Source organism: Glycocaulis alkaliphilus (assembly GCF_004000605.1).
In the GTDB taxonomy this organism is placed as follows: Bacteria; Pseudomonadota; Alphaproteobacteria; order Caulobacterales; family Maricaulaceae; genus Glycocaulis; species Glycocaulis alkaliphilus.
The window spans coordinates 20,129-35,729 of the sequence record NZ_CP018911.1 but is presented as its reverse complement, the minus strand read 5'-3'; the positions used below and the strand labels follow the sequence as shown (position 1 = coordinate 35,729).

At 63.3% G+C, this 15,601-nt stretch carries 20 protein-coding genes; 9 read left to right on the top strand and 11 right to left on the bottom strand.

The genetic code is table 11. From position 1 onward, the window contains the following. Window positions 1-101 precede the first annotated feature (101 nt). Window positions 102-299 carry a type II toxin-antitoxin system VapB family antitoxin gene (locus X907_RS00200; protein ID WP_127565061.1) on the top strand — a complete coding sequence of 66 codons (198 nt, stop codon included), beginning with the start codon at window positions 102-104 and terminating at the stop codon, window positions 297-299. Beyond that, a complete protein-coding gene (locus X907_RS00195) occupies window positions 296-664 on the top strand; it encodes a type II toxin-antitoxin system VapC family toxin (RefSeq protein WP_127565060.1) in 369 nt (122 codons plus the stop codon). Before X907_RS00200 ends, X907_RS00195 begins: the two co-directional genes overlap by 4 nt. Here X907_RS00195 and X907_RS00190 read toward each other — a convergent pair. Continuing rightward, window positions 661-1,464 (bottom strand): DUF3108 domain-containing protein, encoded by an 804-nt coding sequence (locus X907_RS00190; protein WP_233352435.1) that lies wholly within the window; start codon window positions 1,462-1,464, stop codon window positions 661-663. The genes X907_RS00195 and X907_RS00190 overlap by 4 nt on opposite strands. Window positions 1,465-1,691: 227 nt before the next feature. Between X907_RS00190 and rpmB the strand changes: the two genes are divergently transcribed. Both rpmB and X907_RS00180 read left to right on the top strand, forming a co-directional pair. Continuing rightward, complete coding sequence (gene rpmB, locus X907_RS00185) at window positions 1,692-1,985, top strand: 50S ribosomal protein L28 (RefSeq protein ID WP_127565059.1); 294 nt, start codon at window positions 1,692-1,694, stop codon at window positions 1,983-1,985. 113 nt (window positions 1,986-2,098) lie between these two features. Further along, window positions 2,099-3,790, top strand: a complete 1,692-nt coding sequence (locus X907_RS00180; protein ID WP_127565058.1) for an amidohydrolase — start codon at window positions 2,099-2,101, stop codon at window positions 3,788-3,790. 123 nt (window positions 3,791-3,913) lie between these two features. On the opposite strand, the gene cobT is transcribed toward X907_RS00180, so the two are convergent. Beyond that, window positions 3,914-5,848, bottom strand: a complete 1,935-nt coding sequence (gene cobT / locus X907_RS00175) for a cobaltochelatase subunit CobT (protein ID WP_127565057.1) — start codon at window positions 5,846-5,848, stop codon at window positions 3,914-3,916. A gap of 133 nt (window positions 5,849-5,981) precedes the next feature. Between cobT and X907_RS00170 the strand changes: the two genes are divergently transcribed. Next, a complete protein-coding gene (locus X907_RS00170; RefSeq protein WP_127565056.1) occupies window positions 5,982-6,248 on the top strand; it encodes a type II toxin-antitoxin system Phd/YefM family antitoxin in 267 nt (88 codons plus the stop codon). Next, window positions 6,245-6,625 carry a type II toxin-antitoxin system VapC family toxin gene (locus tag X907_RS00165; protein ID WP_127565055.1) on the top strand — a complete coding sequence of 127 codons (381 nt, stop codon included), beginning with the start codon at window positions 6,245-6,247 and terminating at the stop codon, window positions 6,623-6,625. The genes X907_RS00170 and X907_RS00165 overlap by 4 nt, the downstream gene beginning before the upstream one ends. Window positions 6,626-6,628: 3 nt before the next feature. On the opposite strand, the gene X907_RS00160 is transcribed toward X907_RS00165, so the two are convergent. The 4 genes from X907_RS00160 to X907_RS00145 form a co-directional block, all read right to left on the bottom strand. Next, window positions 6,629-6,910 (bottom strand): helix-turn-helix domain-containing protein, encoded by a 282-nt coding sequence (locus X907_RS00160; RefSeq protein ID WP_233352434.1) that lies wholly within the window; start codon window positions 6,908-6,910, stop codon window positions 6,629-6,631. After that, window positions 6,907-7,233 (bottom strand): type II toxin-antitoxin system RelE/ParE family toxin, encoded by a 327-nt coding sequence (locus X907_RS00155; protein ID WP_127565054.1) that lies wholly within the window; start codon window positions 7,231-7,233, stop codon window positions 6,907-6,909. Before X907_RS00155 ends, X907_RS00160 begins: the two co-directional genes overlap by 4 nt. A gap of 25 nt (window positions 7,234-7,258) precedes the next feature. Then, window positions 7,259-8,254, bottom strand: coding sequence for a cobaltochelatase subunit CobS (gene cobS, locus X907_RS00150; protein WP_127565053.1), 996 nt, complete (start codon window positions 8,252-8,254; stop codon window positions 7,259-7,261). A 107-nt stretch (window positions 8,255-8,361) separates the two neighbouring features. Beyond that, a complete protein-coding gene (locus tag X907_RS00145; RefSeq protein WP_127565052.1) occupies window positions 8,362-8,988 on the bottom strand; it encodes a J domain-containing protein in 627 nt (208 codons plus the stop codon). Window positions 8,989-9,041: 53 nt separating this feature from the next. On the opposite strand from X907_RS00145, the gene X907_RS00140 reads away from it, so the two are divergent. Then, window positions 9,042-9,311 carry a BolA family protein gene (locus X907_RS00140; protein WP_127565051.1) on the top strand — a complete coding sequence of 90 codons (270 nt, stop codon included), beginning with the start codon at window positions 9,042-9,044 and terminating at the stop codon, window positions 9,309-9,311. 116 nt (window positions 9,312-9,427) lie between these two features. Here the strand turns inward: X907_RS00140 and X907_RS00135 are convergent, their stop codons facing one another. The 3 genes from X907_RS00135 to mdh all read right to left on the bottom strand — a co-directional run bounded on the left by X907_RS00135 (window position 9,428) and on the right by mdh (window position 12,755). Continuing rightward, window positions 9,428-10,570, bottom strand: coding sequence for an acyl-CoA dehydrogenase family protein (locus X907_RS00135; protein WP_127565050.1), 1,143 nt, complete (start codon window positions 10,568-10,570; stop codon window positions 9,428-9,430). Continuing rightward, window positions 10,570-11,595, bottom strand: coding sequence for an aspartate-semialdehyde dehydrogenase (locus tag X907_RS00130; protein ID WP_127565049.1), 1,026 nt, complete (start codon window positions 11,593-11,595; stop codon window positions 10,570-10,572). Before X907_RS00130 ends, X907_RS00135 begins: the two co-directional genes overlap by 1 nt. A 191-nt stretch (window positions 11,596-11,786) precedes the next feature. Further along, window positions 11,787-12,755 carry a malate dehydrogenase gene (gene mdh / locus X907_RS00125; protein WP_127565048.1) on the bottom strand — a complete coding sequence of 323 codons (969 nt, stop codon included), beginning with the start codon at window positions 12,753-12,755 and terminating at the stop codon, window positions 11,787-11,789. Window positions 12,756-12,978: 223 nt separating this feature from the next. Between mdh and X907_RS00120 the strand changes: the two genes are divergently transcribed. After that, window positions 12,979-13,464 carry a DUF2975 domain-containing protein gene (locus X907_RS00120; RefSeq protein ID WP_170175400.1) on the top strand — a complete coding sequence of 162 codons (486 nt, stop codon included), beginning with the start codon at window positions 12,979-12,981 and terminating at the stop codon, window positions 13,462-13,464. Next, a complete protein-coding gene (locus X907_RS00115) occupies window positions 13,464-13,703 on the top strand; it encodes a helix-turn-helix domain-containing protein (protein ID WP_127565046.1) in 240 nt (79 codons plus the stop codon). Before X907_RS00120 ends, X907_RS00115 begins: the two co-directional genes overlap by 1 nt. A gap of 84 nt (window positions 13,704-13,787) precedes the next feature. On the opposite strand, the gene zapE is transcribed toward X907_RS00115, so the two are convergent. Together zapE and X907_RS00105 are read right to left on the bottom strand one after the other, a co-directional pair. Then, a complete protein-coding gene (gene zapE, locus X907_RS00110; protein ID WP_233352431.1) occupies window positions 13,788-14,894 on the bottom strand; it encodes a cell division protein ZapE in 1,107 nt (368 codons plus the stop codon). Between the two features lie 151 nt (window positions 14,895-15,045). Continuing rightward, window positions 15,046-15,516, bottom strand: a complete 471-nt coding sequence (locus X907_RS00105; RefSeq protein WP_127565044.1) for a low molecular weight protein-tyrosine-phosphatase — start codon at window positions 15,514-15,516, stop codon at window positions 15,046-15,048. Window positions 15,517-15,601 lie beyond the last annotated feature (85 nt).

The window sequence follows — 15,601 nt, the reverse complement described above, 5'->3', positions numbered from 1 at the left end:
GAAAGATAGGGCGTAGCGCGCGCCGGTTTAAGGGCGGATGGCAGGCATGGAATATAGCATCATATGATGCTATTATTGGTGCCTGTATCGGAGGCGCCGCCATGCGTACGACCTTGAACCTTGATGACGCGCTGCTCGAAAAGGCCGTAAAGCTTACAGGTATTGAAGAGCGCGCTGCCCTGGTGCGCGAAGCCATGAAGGCCCTGATCGAGCGCGAGAGCGCGCGCCGCCTTGCCCGGCTGGGGGGCACTCAGCCAGATCTGCGGCCCGTTCCCCGGCGGCAGGACGAACCGGCTTGATCCTCGTCGACACATCGGTGTGGGTAGATCATCTGCGTTCCGGCGAGCCGCATCTGGCGGGTCTGCTGATGAATGGTCAGGCCGTGTGCCATCCCTTCATCATTGGTGAGCTGGCACTTGGAAACCTGTCAGACCGGGCGGATATTCTGGCTGATCTGGAAAACCTGCCCGCCGCGCCCGTGGCCGCTGATGAGGAGGTGCGCCGCCTTATCGATCAGCACGGTCTTGCGGGCAGCGGTATCGGTTATGTTGACGCACATCTTGCCGCATCGGCAAAGCTGGGTGCGCTGCAAGGCTTATGGACCCGCGACAGGCGTCTGGCGCGGGTCCTTGACCGGCTCGGCCTGGCTGTGAATTTCGCCTAGCCGCCCACGCGCAGATGCGTGGCGCTGATCGTCAGATTGCCGATACGGGTATTGGCGCGATAGCGCACCGGCACCCAGACTTCACCGTGCTGGGCCAGCCACATCGTGACCGGACGGCGCGTATCTTCCTCGGTCGGGCGTTTGCCTTCCTCATAGCCGCTGATCGGTTCCACATAGGCGCGGCAGACCAGCGCCTCACCAGACCAGGCGCGCGTGTTGACATTGCCCATGCCGCCATTTTCCAGACGCAGATTATAGCGGGCGCGGCCGTCAAAAATCGGGACGCTGCCCGAGCAGGGCTCGCCATTGGCGGTCATCGGTGCGGCCAGCATCATGTTGAGAATGCCCGAAATCGGATCAATCGCGCCCGTCCGGTCTTCATCGCTGGCCGCCGGATCACCCATCGAGCCGAAAGGCGGGTTAATGTCGGGCACGGCCATACCCTCCTCGAAATGAACCGCCACGATCCGGCCCTTGCCGCTGGCATGGTTGAGGTGCTGATAGCGCCAGGGGTCCAGCCCGTCCTCGCGGACATAGCCTGAAACACCGGCCTCGATATTGGTATCGTCAAACCAGCGCAGCAGTCCGCCTGACTGGAAGGTCGCGGTTGCCGAATAGGTGTCGCCCGGCCAGACCGCGTTGATGGAGATGTTCGCGACCGGGATCAGCAATAATGACCCGGAATACTGGACAAACAGGCTTTCAGGCGGTGCGGCGAGCCGGGTTCCCGTGTCTGCGCTGGCTGGCAGGGCGGGCAGAACGGCCAGGGCCGTCATGGCCAGAAGGGCTTTCAATCGCATGGTTCGCTCCAGCAGGATGATTGCACAGATATTCTATCGCGTTCCCAAGCTGTCTGCACGATGAACACGGCAGTGTTGTGGCATCCGGTTCAGGCAGCGCGCTCATATACAGGCCCGGCTTGACGTTGCGCGCCCTCTCGGCTAACACCCGCGCTCCTTGCGCTGGAGGCTCTTCCTTGCGCGAGACAATATTCTAGAACGCGACTTTGCAAGAGAAGGTGGAAGCCATGGCGCGCCGCTGCGAACTGACCGGGACCGGCCCAATGTCGGGCAACAACGTGTCCCACGCCAATAACAAGACCCGCCGGCGCTTCCTGCCGAACCTGATCGACGTCACGCTGGCGTCGGAGGCTCTGGGCCGCGCGTTCAAATTCCGCATTGCGGCGAAAGCCCTGCGCAGCGTGGACCATGTGGGCGGTCTCGACCCGTTCCTGCTCAAAGCCCGCGACGAGAACCTCTCGGCTGGCGCGCTGAAAGTGAAGCGCGAGCTGAAAAAGGCACAAGGCGAAGCGGCGGCCTAAGCCCCCTTCTTCCTGCCTTGGAAAGATCAAACGCCCGTCTCGCTTGAGGCGGGCGTTTTCTTTTTGCCGCCAACCGGCCTAGCTTGCCCGCTCAAGCGCTTCGGGAGAGCCGGATGGCACGCACCACCACACTCATGGCAATCGTTTCTGCGGGGCTTCTGGCGGCCTGTAACGGCATGTCTGAAAACGGGCCGGCGGCCAGCGAAGCGGCGGAGCGGATCTTCACTGGCGGCATCATTCATACCGGGCTTGGCAGCACAGTAGAGGCTGTCGCGGTGCGTGAGGGCCGGATCGTCTATGCGGGCGAGGCGGCGGGGCTGGCAGAGTTTACAGATGCCGGTACCGAGACGGTTGATCTGGCAGGCGCAACCATGTTTCCGGGCTTTACCGACTCTCACGCCCACCTCATCGGGATCGGCCAGCGCGAGCGCACGCTGAACCTGGAGGAAACGACGTCCATTGCCGACCTGCAGGCACGCGTCGCCGCCTATGCTGAAACCAACAGCGAAGGCGTGGTGTTCGGGCGCGGCTGGATCGAGACGCACTGGCCGGAAGCCCGCTTTCCGAACGCCGCTGATCTCGATGCGGTGGTCTCTGACCGGCCCGTCATCCTGATCCGCGCCGATGGTCACGCGCTGGTTGCCAACACAGCCGCGATTGAGGCGGCGGGCGTGACAGACGAAACCCCCGACCCTGATGGCGGGGCGATATTGCGGGGTGAGGACGGCCGGGCGACCGGCATGATCATCGATACCGCCATGGCCCCGTTCCGCGCGCTGCTGGGCGAACCGACAGAGGCCGAACGGCTGGAAATCTATGAGACGGGCGCACGCGTGATGGCCAGCTATGGCTGGACCGGCGTCCACGATATGAGCGTGCCTTATTCAGATGCGGCGATCCTTGAACGTCTTGCCGATGAAGGCCGGCTGGCCCTTCGCGTCCATGTCTCGGCCAATCCGGGTGACTACGCAGATGTGGCCGCCAACGCGCCGCGCCAGCACGGATCAGGGCAGGTTACCGCGCGGGCGGTAAAGCTCTATGCCGACGGCGCGCTGGGTTCGCGCGGCGCGGCGCTTATCAACCCCTATGCCGATGATCCGGCGAACCGTGGCCTTGTCCTGATGCAGGCGGAAGAAGCCGGCGCGATGATGGATGACGCCCTGCGCGACGGGGTGCAGCTGGCGATCCACGCCATTGGCGATCTTGGCAACCGGCTGGTGCTGGACTGGGTGGAGGCCGCCTATGCCCGCGTGCCGGTTGAGGAACGCGCTATAGCTGAGCCCCGCTGGCGGATCGAGCACACGCAAATCGTCAGCCCCGCTGACCTGCCGCGCATTGCAGAGCTGGGCCTTATCGCCTCCATGCAGCCTTCCCACGCCATTGGTGATCTCCACTTTGCGCCTGCCCGCCTCGGCGCGCAGCGGCTTTCAGGGGCCTATGCGTGGCGCGACATTACAGACAGCGGCGCGGTCATAGCGGGCGGGTCTGATGCGCCGGTGGAGCGCGGTGAGGCCCGCATCGAGTTCTATGCGGCCACCGTGAGGCGTGATCTTGATGGCTTTGCCGACCCTCAAACCTGGCATCTTGAACAGGCGCTTTCACGCGATGAGGCGCTCGCCCTCTTCACCGCGAATGCGGCCTTTGCCGCCTTCCGCGAGGAGGAGCTGGGCACGATCCAGCCCGGCATGCTCGCCGACTTCTCCGTCTTCGACATGGATCTGATGACGGCAGACGATCTGGATTTACGCCACGCCCGGCCCGTGATGACGGTGATTGGCGGGGAAATCGTCTGGCAGGGGGAGTGACGTAGAATTGGGCTGAACTCCCGGCCAAGCGCAGCGCAGAGCCGGGACCTGGTGCAGAATAAAACCCTCGTCCTTCGAGACGGCCTTCGGCCTCCTCAGGATGAGGGCTTTGAGCGCACCTGCCTAGCGCACGCCGCGCCCGGTATCCGCGCTGACGGCGCGCTTCAGCGCCGACAGGCCATCGCCTGCAGGTTTGCGCGGCGTGGTGCCGGTCTCCCGCCGGGCGCGGGTACGCGGCTTTTCATCAAAAAGGCTGGCCAGCTGGTCAGTCATGGCGCCGGCCAGCTGTTCCACGTCGACAATGGTGACGGCGCGTTTGTAATAGCGCGTCACGTCATGGCCGATGCCGATGGCGAGGAGTTCCACTTCGGAACGCGTTTCGATGAAGCGGATCATCTCGCGCAGATGTTTTTCCAGATAGGCGGGTGAGTTGGCCGACTGGGTGCCGTCATCGACCGGCGCACCATCAGAAATGACCATGAGGATGCGGCGCTGTTCTGGCCGCGCCAGCAGGCGCTTCCACGCCCATTGCAGGGCCTCGCCGTCGATATTCTCCTTCAGCAGGCCATCGCGCAGCATGAGGCCCAGATTATTGCGCGTGCGCCGCCAGGGCGCGTCGGCGCCCTTATAGATGATGTGGCGCAGATCATTGAGACGGCCGGGATTTGGCGGTTTGCCGGCGGCCAGCCAGTCCTCCTTCGAGCGCCCGCCCTTCCAGGCCCGCGTGGTGAAGCCCAGAATCTCGGTTTTCACCCCGCAGCGTTCCAGCGTGCGCGCGAGAATATCGGCGCAGGCAGCTGCCACCAGAATGGGCCGCCCGCGCATGGAGCCGGAATTGTCGATGAGAAGCGTGACGATGGTGTCGCGGAATTCGGTATCGCGCTCCTGCTTGAAGGAGAGCGGCAGCATCGGGTCCATGATGACGCGCGGCAGGCGGGCGGGGTCGAGTATCCCCTCTTCCTGATCGAACGCCCATGACCGGCTCTGCTGGGCCATGAGCTTGCGCTGCAGCCGGTTGGCGAGGCGGCCCACCGCGCCCTCAAGGCCTTTGAGGTGCTGGTCGAGCGTGCGGCGCAGGCGGGACAATTCCTCGCCATCGCACAGACTGTCGGCGGCGATTATCTCGTCATGGCGGGTGGTGAAGACCTTGTAGGCATTGGGATCATCGCCCTTTGGCGGCACCCAGTTGGGCCGGGCCGCCTCCATGGTCTCGCCCGGCTCATCCTCGGCATCGATGCGGGTCTGGCTGTCCTCGGCGAAGGAGATGTCCTCCTCGTCGGCGGCTGTGCCGGACGCGTCAGAGCGCTCCTGGCTGTCCTCGCCCTCATTGCCCTCATCATTATCGCTATCGCCTTCTTCGGGCGGGTTTTCGAGACCGGAATCCTCTGTCTCGTCGGGCTGGTCTTCTTCGGCCTCATCTCCCAGCTCATCGGCCAGATCGAGATCGCGGATCACCTCGCGCAAGGCTTTTGCAAAGGCGCGCTGGTCCTGTGCGGCGTCGGCCAGCTGGTCCAGCGCTTCACCGGCGGCGGCTTCAATATCCTCGCGCCAGACCTTCATTACGCCTTTGGCGGCGTCAGACGTGGCCGTGCCGGTAATGCGCTCGCGTACCAGCATGGCCAAAGCTTCGGACAAGGGGGCGTTCTGGCGGTCTTCGGCCTGCTGGAAACCGGCGCGGCTATAGCGCTCCTCCAGCATGGCAGTGATATTCTCGCCGACGCCCTTCATGGCGCGCGCGCCCAGCGCCTCGCAGCGCGCCTGCTCGACCGCATCGAATATGCGGCGCGCCTCGCTGCCGGGCGGCAGGGCGGCACTGTGAGCATCAGTGTCATGCAGGGCTCGTTTGAGCGCCAGAGCGTCGGCCTTGCCGCGCAGTCGGGCCGCCTCCAGCGGGCCGGGATCAGGCGACAGGGCGGGCAGGATCGCCTTGCCGCCGCTCAGCGTGGCCGTGTCGCCGGAGAACGCCACCTCCAGCTCCCGGTCACGCGCCATCGCCCGCGCCGCGGCTGTGAGCGCGCGCTTGAAGGTCTCGGCGGGCGTGTCGGACGAAGAGGTCATGGGGACTAACCTAGAGGCGTGGCGGCATAAGGCGAAGGGGGTTTGTGCGCAAACCTGCAGGGCGGATTTCTGGACATTTTGGTCAAACTTGGCTAAGTTAGCTAAGTCCGGTTAGCCAAGTGAAGGCCGCGCCATGAAATATGTCACGATACACGAGGCCAAGACCCAGCTTTCCCGTCTGATCCGCGAGGTCGAGGCTGGCGGGGAGATTGTCATCCGCCGTGGCAAGGAGCCGGTCGCGCGCCTGATCGCGGAAAAGCCTGTCGCCAAGCCGAAACGCAAGCCCGGCCAGTGGGCCGATCTGCGCCTGAGTCCGGAGGAAAACGCGCTTCTCGTTGCCCCCATGACGGAGGAGGAACTGGCGGACTGGTATGGCAGTGAAGAGGACATGAAGGCTTGAGACTGCTCTGCGATACGCACAGCTATGTCTGGTATGTCACCGAAGACTCCAGCCTCTCCCCGGCAGCGCGCGCGGCTATCGATTCGGGTGATCCGGTCGTCAGCCTCGCCACGGTGTGGGAAATCGCGATCAAAGTAGGTGCCAAAAACCCGCCGGTAATGGCGAGCGTACTGAAGCGGATCCGCTCAGATGGCCTTGCAGACGGTTTCGAGCTGATCGGTATCGACATGGAGGACGTTATTGTCGCCGGGCTGATGCCCCTCCACCACCGCGACCCGTTCGACAGGCTTCTCGCGGCGCAGGCCCGCAATGGCGATATGCCGATTGTCAGCTCTGACCGGGCGTTCGACGCCTATGGCGTGACCCGCATCTGGTAGAGGTCACGCTGCTGGCACCAGCGCAATATTCAGCCGCGCGCCTACGGCGTGTGCGTAGCGTTGCAGGGAGCGGGTCGAGGGCAGATGGCGCCCGCTCTCCATACGCGCGATAACCGACTGGCTGGTTTCCATGCGCTCGGCGAGTTCAGCCTGGCTAAGTCCCGCGCGCGTGCGCGCTTCGATGAGCGCGTGCGCTACCGCAAACTCATCCGCCATGCTGTCATAAGCTTCGGTATAGGCCGGGTCGGATGCCCAATTTTCATGCAACCGGTTCACTCTGGTCACGGCATGATCTCCTTTGCCCGCTTCAGCGCCATCTCGATTTCGCGCCTTGGCGTTGTCTGGGTCTTTTTCACAAAGGCCCCGACCACGATAACCCGCCGGCCTGTGCGGGTGACATAGATGGCCCGGGCGATACCGTCCCGGCCTGTCATGCGCATCTCCCACAATCCGGATTCCAGCGGGCGGACATGCGGCATGCCGATATGCGTCAGACCTACCGATTCAATCAGCTGCGCAATACGGGTGAAGCGGGCGCGCATGTCCGCCGGCAGGGCGTCGAGTTCCGCATCAACCTCGGCATTCAGTGTTTCGACGGTCCAGCTCATCAATTTATCGCATTTTTGCGATAAATCAAGCCGCCCGGCCGGGGCTGGTTCCCTTCACCGGGCTTTCGGCCAGTGTTTCGCCGAACACGCGCTGGTAGAATTCGGCCACGATGGGCCGCTCCAGCTCATCGCACTTATTGATGAAGGTCAGGCGGAAGGCCGTGCCAACATCGCCAAAGATGGCGGTGTTCTCTGCCCAGGTGAGCACGGTGCGCGGGCTCATCACGGTCGAAAGATCGCCGTTGATGAAGGCCTCGCGGGTGAGGTCAGCGACTTTCACCATGTCGGCGATGCGGGCCTTGCCCTCTTCGGTCTTGCCGTACTCGCCGAGCTTGGCTTCAACAATGGCACGTTCGGTCTCTGAGGGCAGATAGTTCAGCGTCACCACCAGCGACCAGCGGTCCATCTGGCCCTGATTGATCTGCTGGGTGCCGTGGTAAAGCCCGGTCGTATCGCCAAGCCCCACCGTGTTGGTGGTGGCAAAAAGGCGGAAATGCGGGTGCGGGCGGATGACGCGTGTCTGGTCCAGCAAGGTCAGCGAGCCGGAGGCTTCCAGTACGCGCTGGATGACGAACATCACATCGGGGCGGCCAGCATCATATTCGTCAAACAGCAGGGCTACCGGGCGCTGCACGGCCCAGGGCAGAATGCCTTCCTGGAACTCTGTCACCTGCTGTCCGTCACGCACCACGATGGCGTCCTTGCCGACCATGTCGATCCGGCTGACATGACTGTCGAGGTTTACCCGGATCATCGGCCAGTTCAGGCGTGCGGCGACCTGTTCGACATGGGTGGATTTGCCCGTCCCGTGATAACCCTGAACCATCACCCGCCGGTTGAAGGCAAAGCCTGCCAGAATGGCGCGTGTGGTGGCCGGATCGAACACATAGGTCTCATCAATCGCGGGCACGTGCTCGTCGCGCATGGAGAAGGCAGGCACCTCAAAGCCGGGATCAAAGCCGAACAGGGCCTTGCAGTCGGCTATGGTATCAGGCTTGGCGGCGATGAGCGTGTCGGTCATGTCGGTCCGGTCAATTCGTGAAAACGGGTGTGCTGGGAACGGTAACTAGCGCGCATGCGCAGCATTGGCCAGCGGATCGGCGTGACGCAAGGCCCAAGGCCACCGCCTCACGCCATCCCGGCGCTCTTGAGAATCTGGTAGCTGGCGACGACGCGCTGCAGGGCTTCCTCGCGGGAGCGGTCCCCGCCATTGGCGTCCGGGTGATAGGCGCGCACCAGCTCGGCATAGCGCTTGCGCACATCGCCCTTGCTGGCCTCGGCCTCCAGCCCCAGCGTATCGAGCGCCTTTTGCTGCAGGCGGCCAAGCTGCGGACCCTTCGGGGCGGCTGCGCCTTCACCATGGCGTGGCGGCGGGCGTTCGCCAAACAGGGTGAAGGGATCGATGAAGGCGGATTGCCAGTCTGTGCTGGCCTGCTGGGCCTTGGCGCGCGCCGTGCCACCTGCGCGGAAATTCCAGGTGGGCCGGTGGCCCCAGGCCGCGCTCTGGGCATAGGCTTGCGCCGCGCCTTCGCTCATGCCTTCAAAGAAATTCCAGCTCTTATTGTACTCGGCCGCATGCTTCTGGCAGAAATGATAATGCTCGTTCAGCCGCTCGCGCGATTTGGGCGCCTTGGCGGTGGCGTGCTCGTTGCAGCGCGGATACTCGCACAAGGTTACGTCCTCGGCCGGCTTGCCGCCGGGCGGGCGAATGCGGATATCCTTGAAGCGCGGGCGGTATTTGAAGCCGGAATCCATGGTACAGAGTATGGTGCCGCGCGGGTTATCGGGCAATGAAGGATACAGGTGAAATGACAGAGATGCGCCGGGTGATCGAAGACAAGCTGAAAGCGGCGCTCAGCCCCCTTGAGCTGACCATCACCGATGACAGCGCCGCCCATGCCGGTCATGCCGGCTCACGGCCCGGCGGGCAAAGCCATTTCACCGTCGAGATCGTGTCAGAGGCGTTTACCGGCCAGAGCCGCATTGCGCGGCATCGCCTCGTCAATCATGCCCTCGCCGAGGAATTGACCGGCCCCATCCACGCGCTGGTGATACGGGCGAAAGCGCCGGGGGAGTAGGGCGAAGGCCCTCGTCCTTCGAGACGTTCGCTGCGCTCACCCTCAGGATGAGGGCCAAATTCCACTGACATCCCTCATGCTGAGGAGCGCGAAGCGCGTCTCGAAGCACGTACTCGTTAAAGCCCCATCTGCTTGACGGCCAGATCGCGCATGATCTCTTCAGAGCCGCCGCCAATCGCCATCACCTTCACCTCGCGGTAGATGCGCTCGATCGCCTGCCCGCGTAGATAACCCGCCCCGCCAAGGATCTGCATGGCCTCGCTGGCGCAGAACTCGGCCGTGGTGGAGGCGAGCACCTTCACCTTGGAAAGCTCTGCGACCGGCATCTCGCCCTCATTCATGGTCCAGGCGATGGCGCGCAGATAAGCCTCCAGCGCATCGATGCGCATGCTCATATCCGCGATCTTGTGGCGGATGACCTGATGTCTGATGAGCGGCTTGCCGAAGGTCTCACGCTCCTTCGCCCAGCTGATCGCATCGTCAAGGCAGCGCTTCGCCATGCCCAGACAGCCCGAAGCGAGCGCGAGGCGCTCGTAATTGAAGTTTTCCATGATCGCGAGGAGGCAGAGGCCCTCTTCGCCCAGCTGATTGCCCGCCGGGACATAGCAATCATCGAAATGGAGCGTGGCGGTGTCAGACGCCCACCAGCCCATCTTGTTCTTGATCGGCGTGCGGCTGAAGCCTTCAGCGCCCGCCTCCACCAGAAACAGCGAGATGCCGCCAAAACCCTCGCCGCCCGTGCGCGCGCCTACCACATACCAGCGCGCCTTCATGCCGCCGGTGATGAAGGTTTTTTCCCCCGTTATGCGCCAGCCATCGCCGTCTTTAACCGCGCGGGTCTTCATGCGCGAGAGGTCAGAGCCGCCCGATGGCTCGGTCATGGCGAGCGCGCCGCCTTCGCGGCCCGAAATGATCTCCGGCAGGACAGCCAGTTTGATCTCTTCAGACGCCAGCTTGGCGATGGGGCCGGTCATGATATTGCGGCAGCCGAGCGACGCATTGACCCCGCCCGCGCCGCAGTATGACAGGGCTACGCCGCTATCCATGCGCATGAAGGCATCGTCAAAGCCCAGCCCGCCATAGGCCTCGTCAATGGCAAAGCCGAACAGGCCGAGCGCTCCCGCCTTTTGGTGTAGCTCCCAGGGGAAATCCCCCGCCTCGTCCCATTCATTGGCGAACGGGGCGATCTCGCGCGCCACGAAGGCTTCCACACTCTCGCGGAAGGCCTTGCGTTCGGCTGTATCGAACGGGTTCTGCATCAGGCCTTCACGATACCCTTATTGAGGAGCAATTCGGCGATCTGGACGGCGTTGAGCGCCGCGCCTTTCCTGAGATTGTCCGAGACGATCCACAGGGCGAGGCCGTTTTCCACCGTCGGGTCTTCGCGTACGCGCGACACGAAGGTCGCAAACTCGCCGACGCTTTCCACCGGCGTCACGAAGGCCGGATCTTCCTCGTCCGCGCGGTCGATCAGCATGATGCCGGGCGCCTCGCGCAGGATGGAGCGGGCCTTCTTGGCGCTGATCTCGTTTTCAAACTCGATATGCGTGGCGACGCAGTGGCCGACAAAGACCGGCACCCGCGCGCAGGTGGCAAAGAGCTTGATCTTGGGATCGAGGATTTTCTTGGTCTCGACCACCATTTTCCACTCTTCCTTGGTGGAGCCATCTTCCATGAAGACGTCGATCTTCGGAATGACGTTGAAGGCGATCTGCTTGATGAAGGCCTGTGGCTCGATGGGATCGTTCACATAGATGGCGCGGGTCTGCTTCCACAGCTCATCCATGCCTTCCGCGCCCGCCCCGGAGGTGGACTGGTAGGTGGCAACCGATACGCGGTTGATGACGGCCGCATCGTGCAGGGGCTTCAGCGCCACGACCGTCTGGATGGTGGAGCAGTTGGGATTGGCAATAATGCCTTTCCTGATGCCGTCATCGAGCGCATCGGCATTTACTTCCGGCACGATCAGCGGCACGTCCGGGTCCATCCGCCAGGCGGAGGAATTATCGACCACGATGGCGCCGGCCTTGGCGATTTTCGGGGACCATTCTTTCGATACGTCGCCGCCCGCGCTCATCAGGACGAGGTCGACGCTCGAAAAGTCGAACGTTTCCAGATCCTTGCATTTCAGGGTCTTGTCGCCATAGCTCAGCTCGGTGCCGACCGAGCGGCGCGAGGCGAGGGCGTGAACCTCGCCAGCCGGGAACAGGCGCTCGGCCAGAATGGTGAGCATTTCCTTGCCCACCGCGCCGGTTGCGCCAACGACTGCGATATTGAGTGCCATGGAAGTGGTCCTTGAAATGCGGGGCTTTCTTTTCCTCGTCCTTCGAGCACCACGTGGCCGAGGGATGAGGGTATGTGCGTTGCCCTCATCCTGAGGAGGCCGAAGGCCGTCTCGAAGGACGAGGGCATTCTGCTTCCTCGCCGGAATGGATCTCCCGGACCGCTAAAGCGGCCGGAGGATGACAGGTGTGGTTACGCCAGGCTCGGATCGATGTCCTTGCAGGCCTTCACAAGGCCCTTCACGGCGTCGACCGAGTGATCGAACATTGTCTGTTCGTCGGCGTTGAGGCTGATCTCGACGATCTTCTCCGCGCCGCCCGCACCGATCACCACCGGCACGCCGACATACATGTCCTTGACGCCGAACTCGCCGCTGAGATGCACGGCGCAGGGCAGGACGCGCTTTTTATCGTTGAGGTAGGACTTGGCCATGGCAATCGCGCTTTCGGCAGGCGCGTAGAAGGCCGAGCCATTGCCGAGCAGCTGGACGATCTCGCCGCCGCCCGAGCGGGTGCGGTCCACGATGGCGTCCATCTTCTCCTGCGTGGTCCAGCCCATCGCGATCATGTCCGGCACCGGAATGCCAGCCACGGTGGAATAGCGTGTCAGCGGCACCATGGTGTCGCCATGCCCGCCCATCACGAAGGCGGTAACGTCTTCGACCGACACCTTGAACTCTTCAGCCAGGAACCAGCGGAAGCGGGCCGAATCCAGCACGCCCGCCATGCCGACCACCATGTTGTGCGGCAGGCCGGAGAACTCGCGCAAGGCCCAGACCATGGCATCGAGCGGATTGGTGATGCAGATCACGAAGGCGTTCGGGGCGAATTTCTTGATGCCTTCACCGACCGATTTCATAACTTTGAGGTTGATGCCCAGAAGATCATCACGGCTCATGCCGGGCTTGCGCGGCACACCGGCAGTGACGATGCACACATCTGCGCCTTTGATCGGGGAGTAGTCTTCCACCGAACCGCCGGAGAGATGGCTGTCCTTGCCGAACACGGGGCTGGCTTCAGCGATGTCGAGCGCCTTGCCCTTGGCGGTGCCTTCCGCCAGGTCCATCAGGACGACATCGCCCAGCTCCTCGCGCGCAGCAATATGGGCAAGCGTGCCGCCGATCATGCCGGCGCCGATAAGGGCAATCTTCTTGCGGGCCATGAGCCTCTCCTCGTCTGTTAGGGAGCGCCGGAAAACACAGGGCCGTGCTGCGGCGCAAAACCGATGGCCGCGTGTCTAGCGCTGCATGAGGATTTCCGCAATGTCCGCACGCGGTGTCGACGCGAAAGCGGGTGATGGGGCGCTTTGCGCAAAATTATTGTTTTACAGAAAGATTTTTCTGTATTATAGAATGCATCAGTTACAGCACCGGGGGAGCCCTGAGATGAAAACACGTTGGGATTCGATGCTTTATGTCGTCAGCCTGCTATCGCTGGCGCTTCTTGTCATCCATGCGGGCCGTGAGTGGGTGGAGGTGCTGGCTGACGGGCCGCTGGGGGCTGACGGTGCTCTGGGTTATCTCAATGCGGGCCTTGTCGGGCTGGTTCACATCATGCCCTTCCTGTTCCTGATACCCGGCCTGGTGGCGCTTGTCCGGCTTGGCGGACATTACCGGCGCGGAGAGGTGTTTACCCGCCGCAATGCCGGTCTGATCGAACAGTTCGGCAGCGCGCTTGTTCTGGCGGCGGGTGCATTTGTCATCTTCCGCCCGACCCTGCTGGACTGGATTGGCGGTGTGGACCGCGGGTTTGCCCTGCAGCTCAACGAGGCTCCCATTGCGCTGTTCTGCGCGGGTGTGTTCGTCTTCGTGATGGCGCGTGTCATGGGCGAAGCTGTTACGCTTAAAGAAGACAGTGACAGCTTCATTTGATGAGCCAGACCCCGGACATTCCCGAGATCGTCGTGACGCTGGATGTGATGCTCGCCCGGCGCAAGATGAAGGCGAAGGATCTGGCCGCTTTCGTGGGCATTACCGAAGCCAATCTCTCCTTGTTGAGGTCCGGCAAGGTGAAGGGTGTGCGCTTTGAAACGCTGGCGCGCATCTGCGCCGCGCTGGAGTGCCGCCCCGGTGATATTCTCGATCTGGATGTTCCCGATCCAGGCAGCTAGTTGCGCAGCGGGCGGCCAGTCCTTCCGGCAGAGACGCTAGCGCCGCCGGGAGGATTTGCCCATGGGCTGACCGGAAAAGTCAGATCAGCTGGCGCTGGACGCGTCAGTCGTAGAGCTGCGCCGTTCGGCGGCCAGATACTCCGCGCTTTGCATTTCCATCAGGCGCGAGGCGGTGCGCTCGAACTCGAAGGCGCCATCGCCTGCAGGATAGAGCCGTTGGGGCGGGGCTTCGGCGCTCATCACCAGCTTGGCGCGGGTATCGTAGAGCGCATCGATGAGGGTGACGAAGCGGGCAGCCTCGTCGCGCTTTGCTGGGCTCATGACCGGCACATGGTCGATGAGGAGGGTGTGGAAGGTGTCGGCGAGGGTGAGATAGTCGGCGGCGCCCAGCGGCCTTGCGCACAGCTCGGCGAAGCCAAACCGCGCCACACCGGCTGCTTCGCTCGCTACCTCCAGCGTGCGGCCCTGAATGGTGAGCGTGCAGCTTTGCGCCCGCGCGCCGAGCGTCAGGCGGTCAAAGGCCGCGTCCATGGCCGCATCGGCGTCAGCGTCCAGCGGCGTGTAGTAGACCGGCGCAGCGGTCAGGCGTTCCAGACGGTAATCGCGCCCGCTATCGAGACGCATCACCTCCAGCTTTGCCTCGATCATGGCAATGAAGGGCTCGAAGAGCTGGCGGTTGAGGCCATTCTTGTAGAGTTCTGATGGGTGGCGGTTGGAGGTGGCGATCACGACGACGCCCTTATCGAACAGGCGCTCGAACAGGCGGCCAAGAATCATCGCATCGGCGACATTGGTCACCTGCAACTCGTCAAAGCATAAAAGCCGGGTTTCGCGCGCAATCTCGTCAGCCACGGCGATGAGCGGTTCGCCCTTTCTGGTTTCGCGTTCGCGGGCGATGCGGGCATGCACGTCCTGCATGAAGGCGTGGAAATGCGCCCGCCGTTTTGCCTTGAGGGCCACCGCGTCGTGGAAAAGGTCCATCAGCAGCGATTTGCCGGTGCCTACCCCGCCCCAGAGATAAAGCCCTCTGGGCGCAGGCCTGGAGCGCGAGAACAGGCCGGACCTGCCGCCATTCCAGCTTTCAATATCCGTGATAAGTGCATCGAGATGGCGCGCTATGGCCCGCTGACCGGCGTCATCGGCGAGCTTACCGTGCGCAATGCCCGCTTCGAGTGCTTGCGATGGCCTCACGCCAGACCTTTCAGGGCGAGCACAATCATGGCGGCAGCTGCCAGAGCGAAGCTGACGAGAATCGCGATGATGAAAAGGGCGGGCCGGCGGATGGTGCGCATGCGTCCCGTCTAGCGCGGCGCGGGCGGGCATGCCAAGGGCGCGGTGTTGTTCATATCCGCCTGAGCAAGCCGTCCACACCCTTCTCGATCAGGTCCAGCGCGTGCTCGAACGCCGCGCCATCGCCATAGTAAGGGTCGGGCACATCCTTGCCCGCCAGGCCTACCGACCAGTCCATCAGCATGGAGACCGGGCGTTCTTCCAGCCGGCGCACATCGCGCGCCGTGACCAGCCAGCGCTTGTGACCGGCATCCATGCCGATAATGTGGTCAAAGCGCGCGAAATCCTCATCGCTCAGCGCGCGGGCACGCTGGCCGGCGATGTCATAGCCGCGCCGGGCCGCCGCTTCGACGGCGCGCGGATCAGGGGATTCTCCTGCATGCCAGTCGCCGGTGCCGGCGGAATCAAACATCATGGATTTGTTGAGCTTTGCCGCCATGATCTCGGCGACGCCCTGTGCCATGGGCGAGCGGCATATATTACCCGTGCAGACGAATAGCACGGAGACGGTCCTGCGGTTCATGGCGACTCTTTAAACCCCTCGAGAGCCTTGCGATGTGATGTGCAGGATAAACCCCGCATCCGGGCCTGCCAGCCAAAGCGGTTCT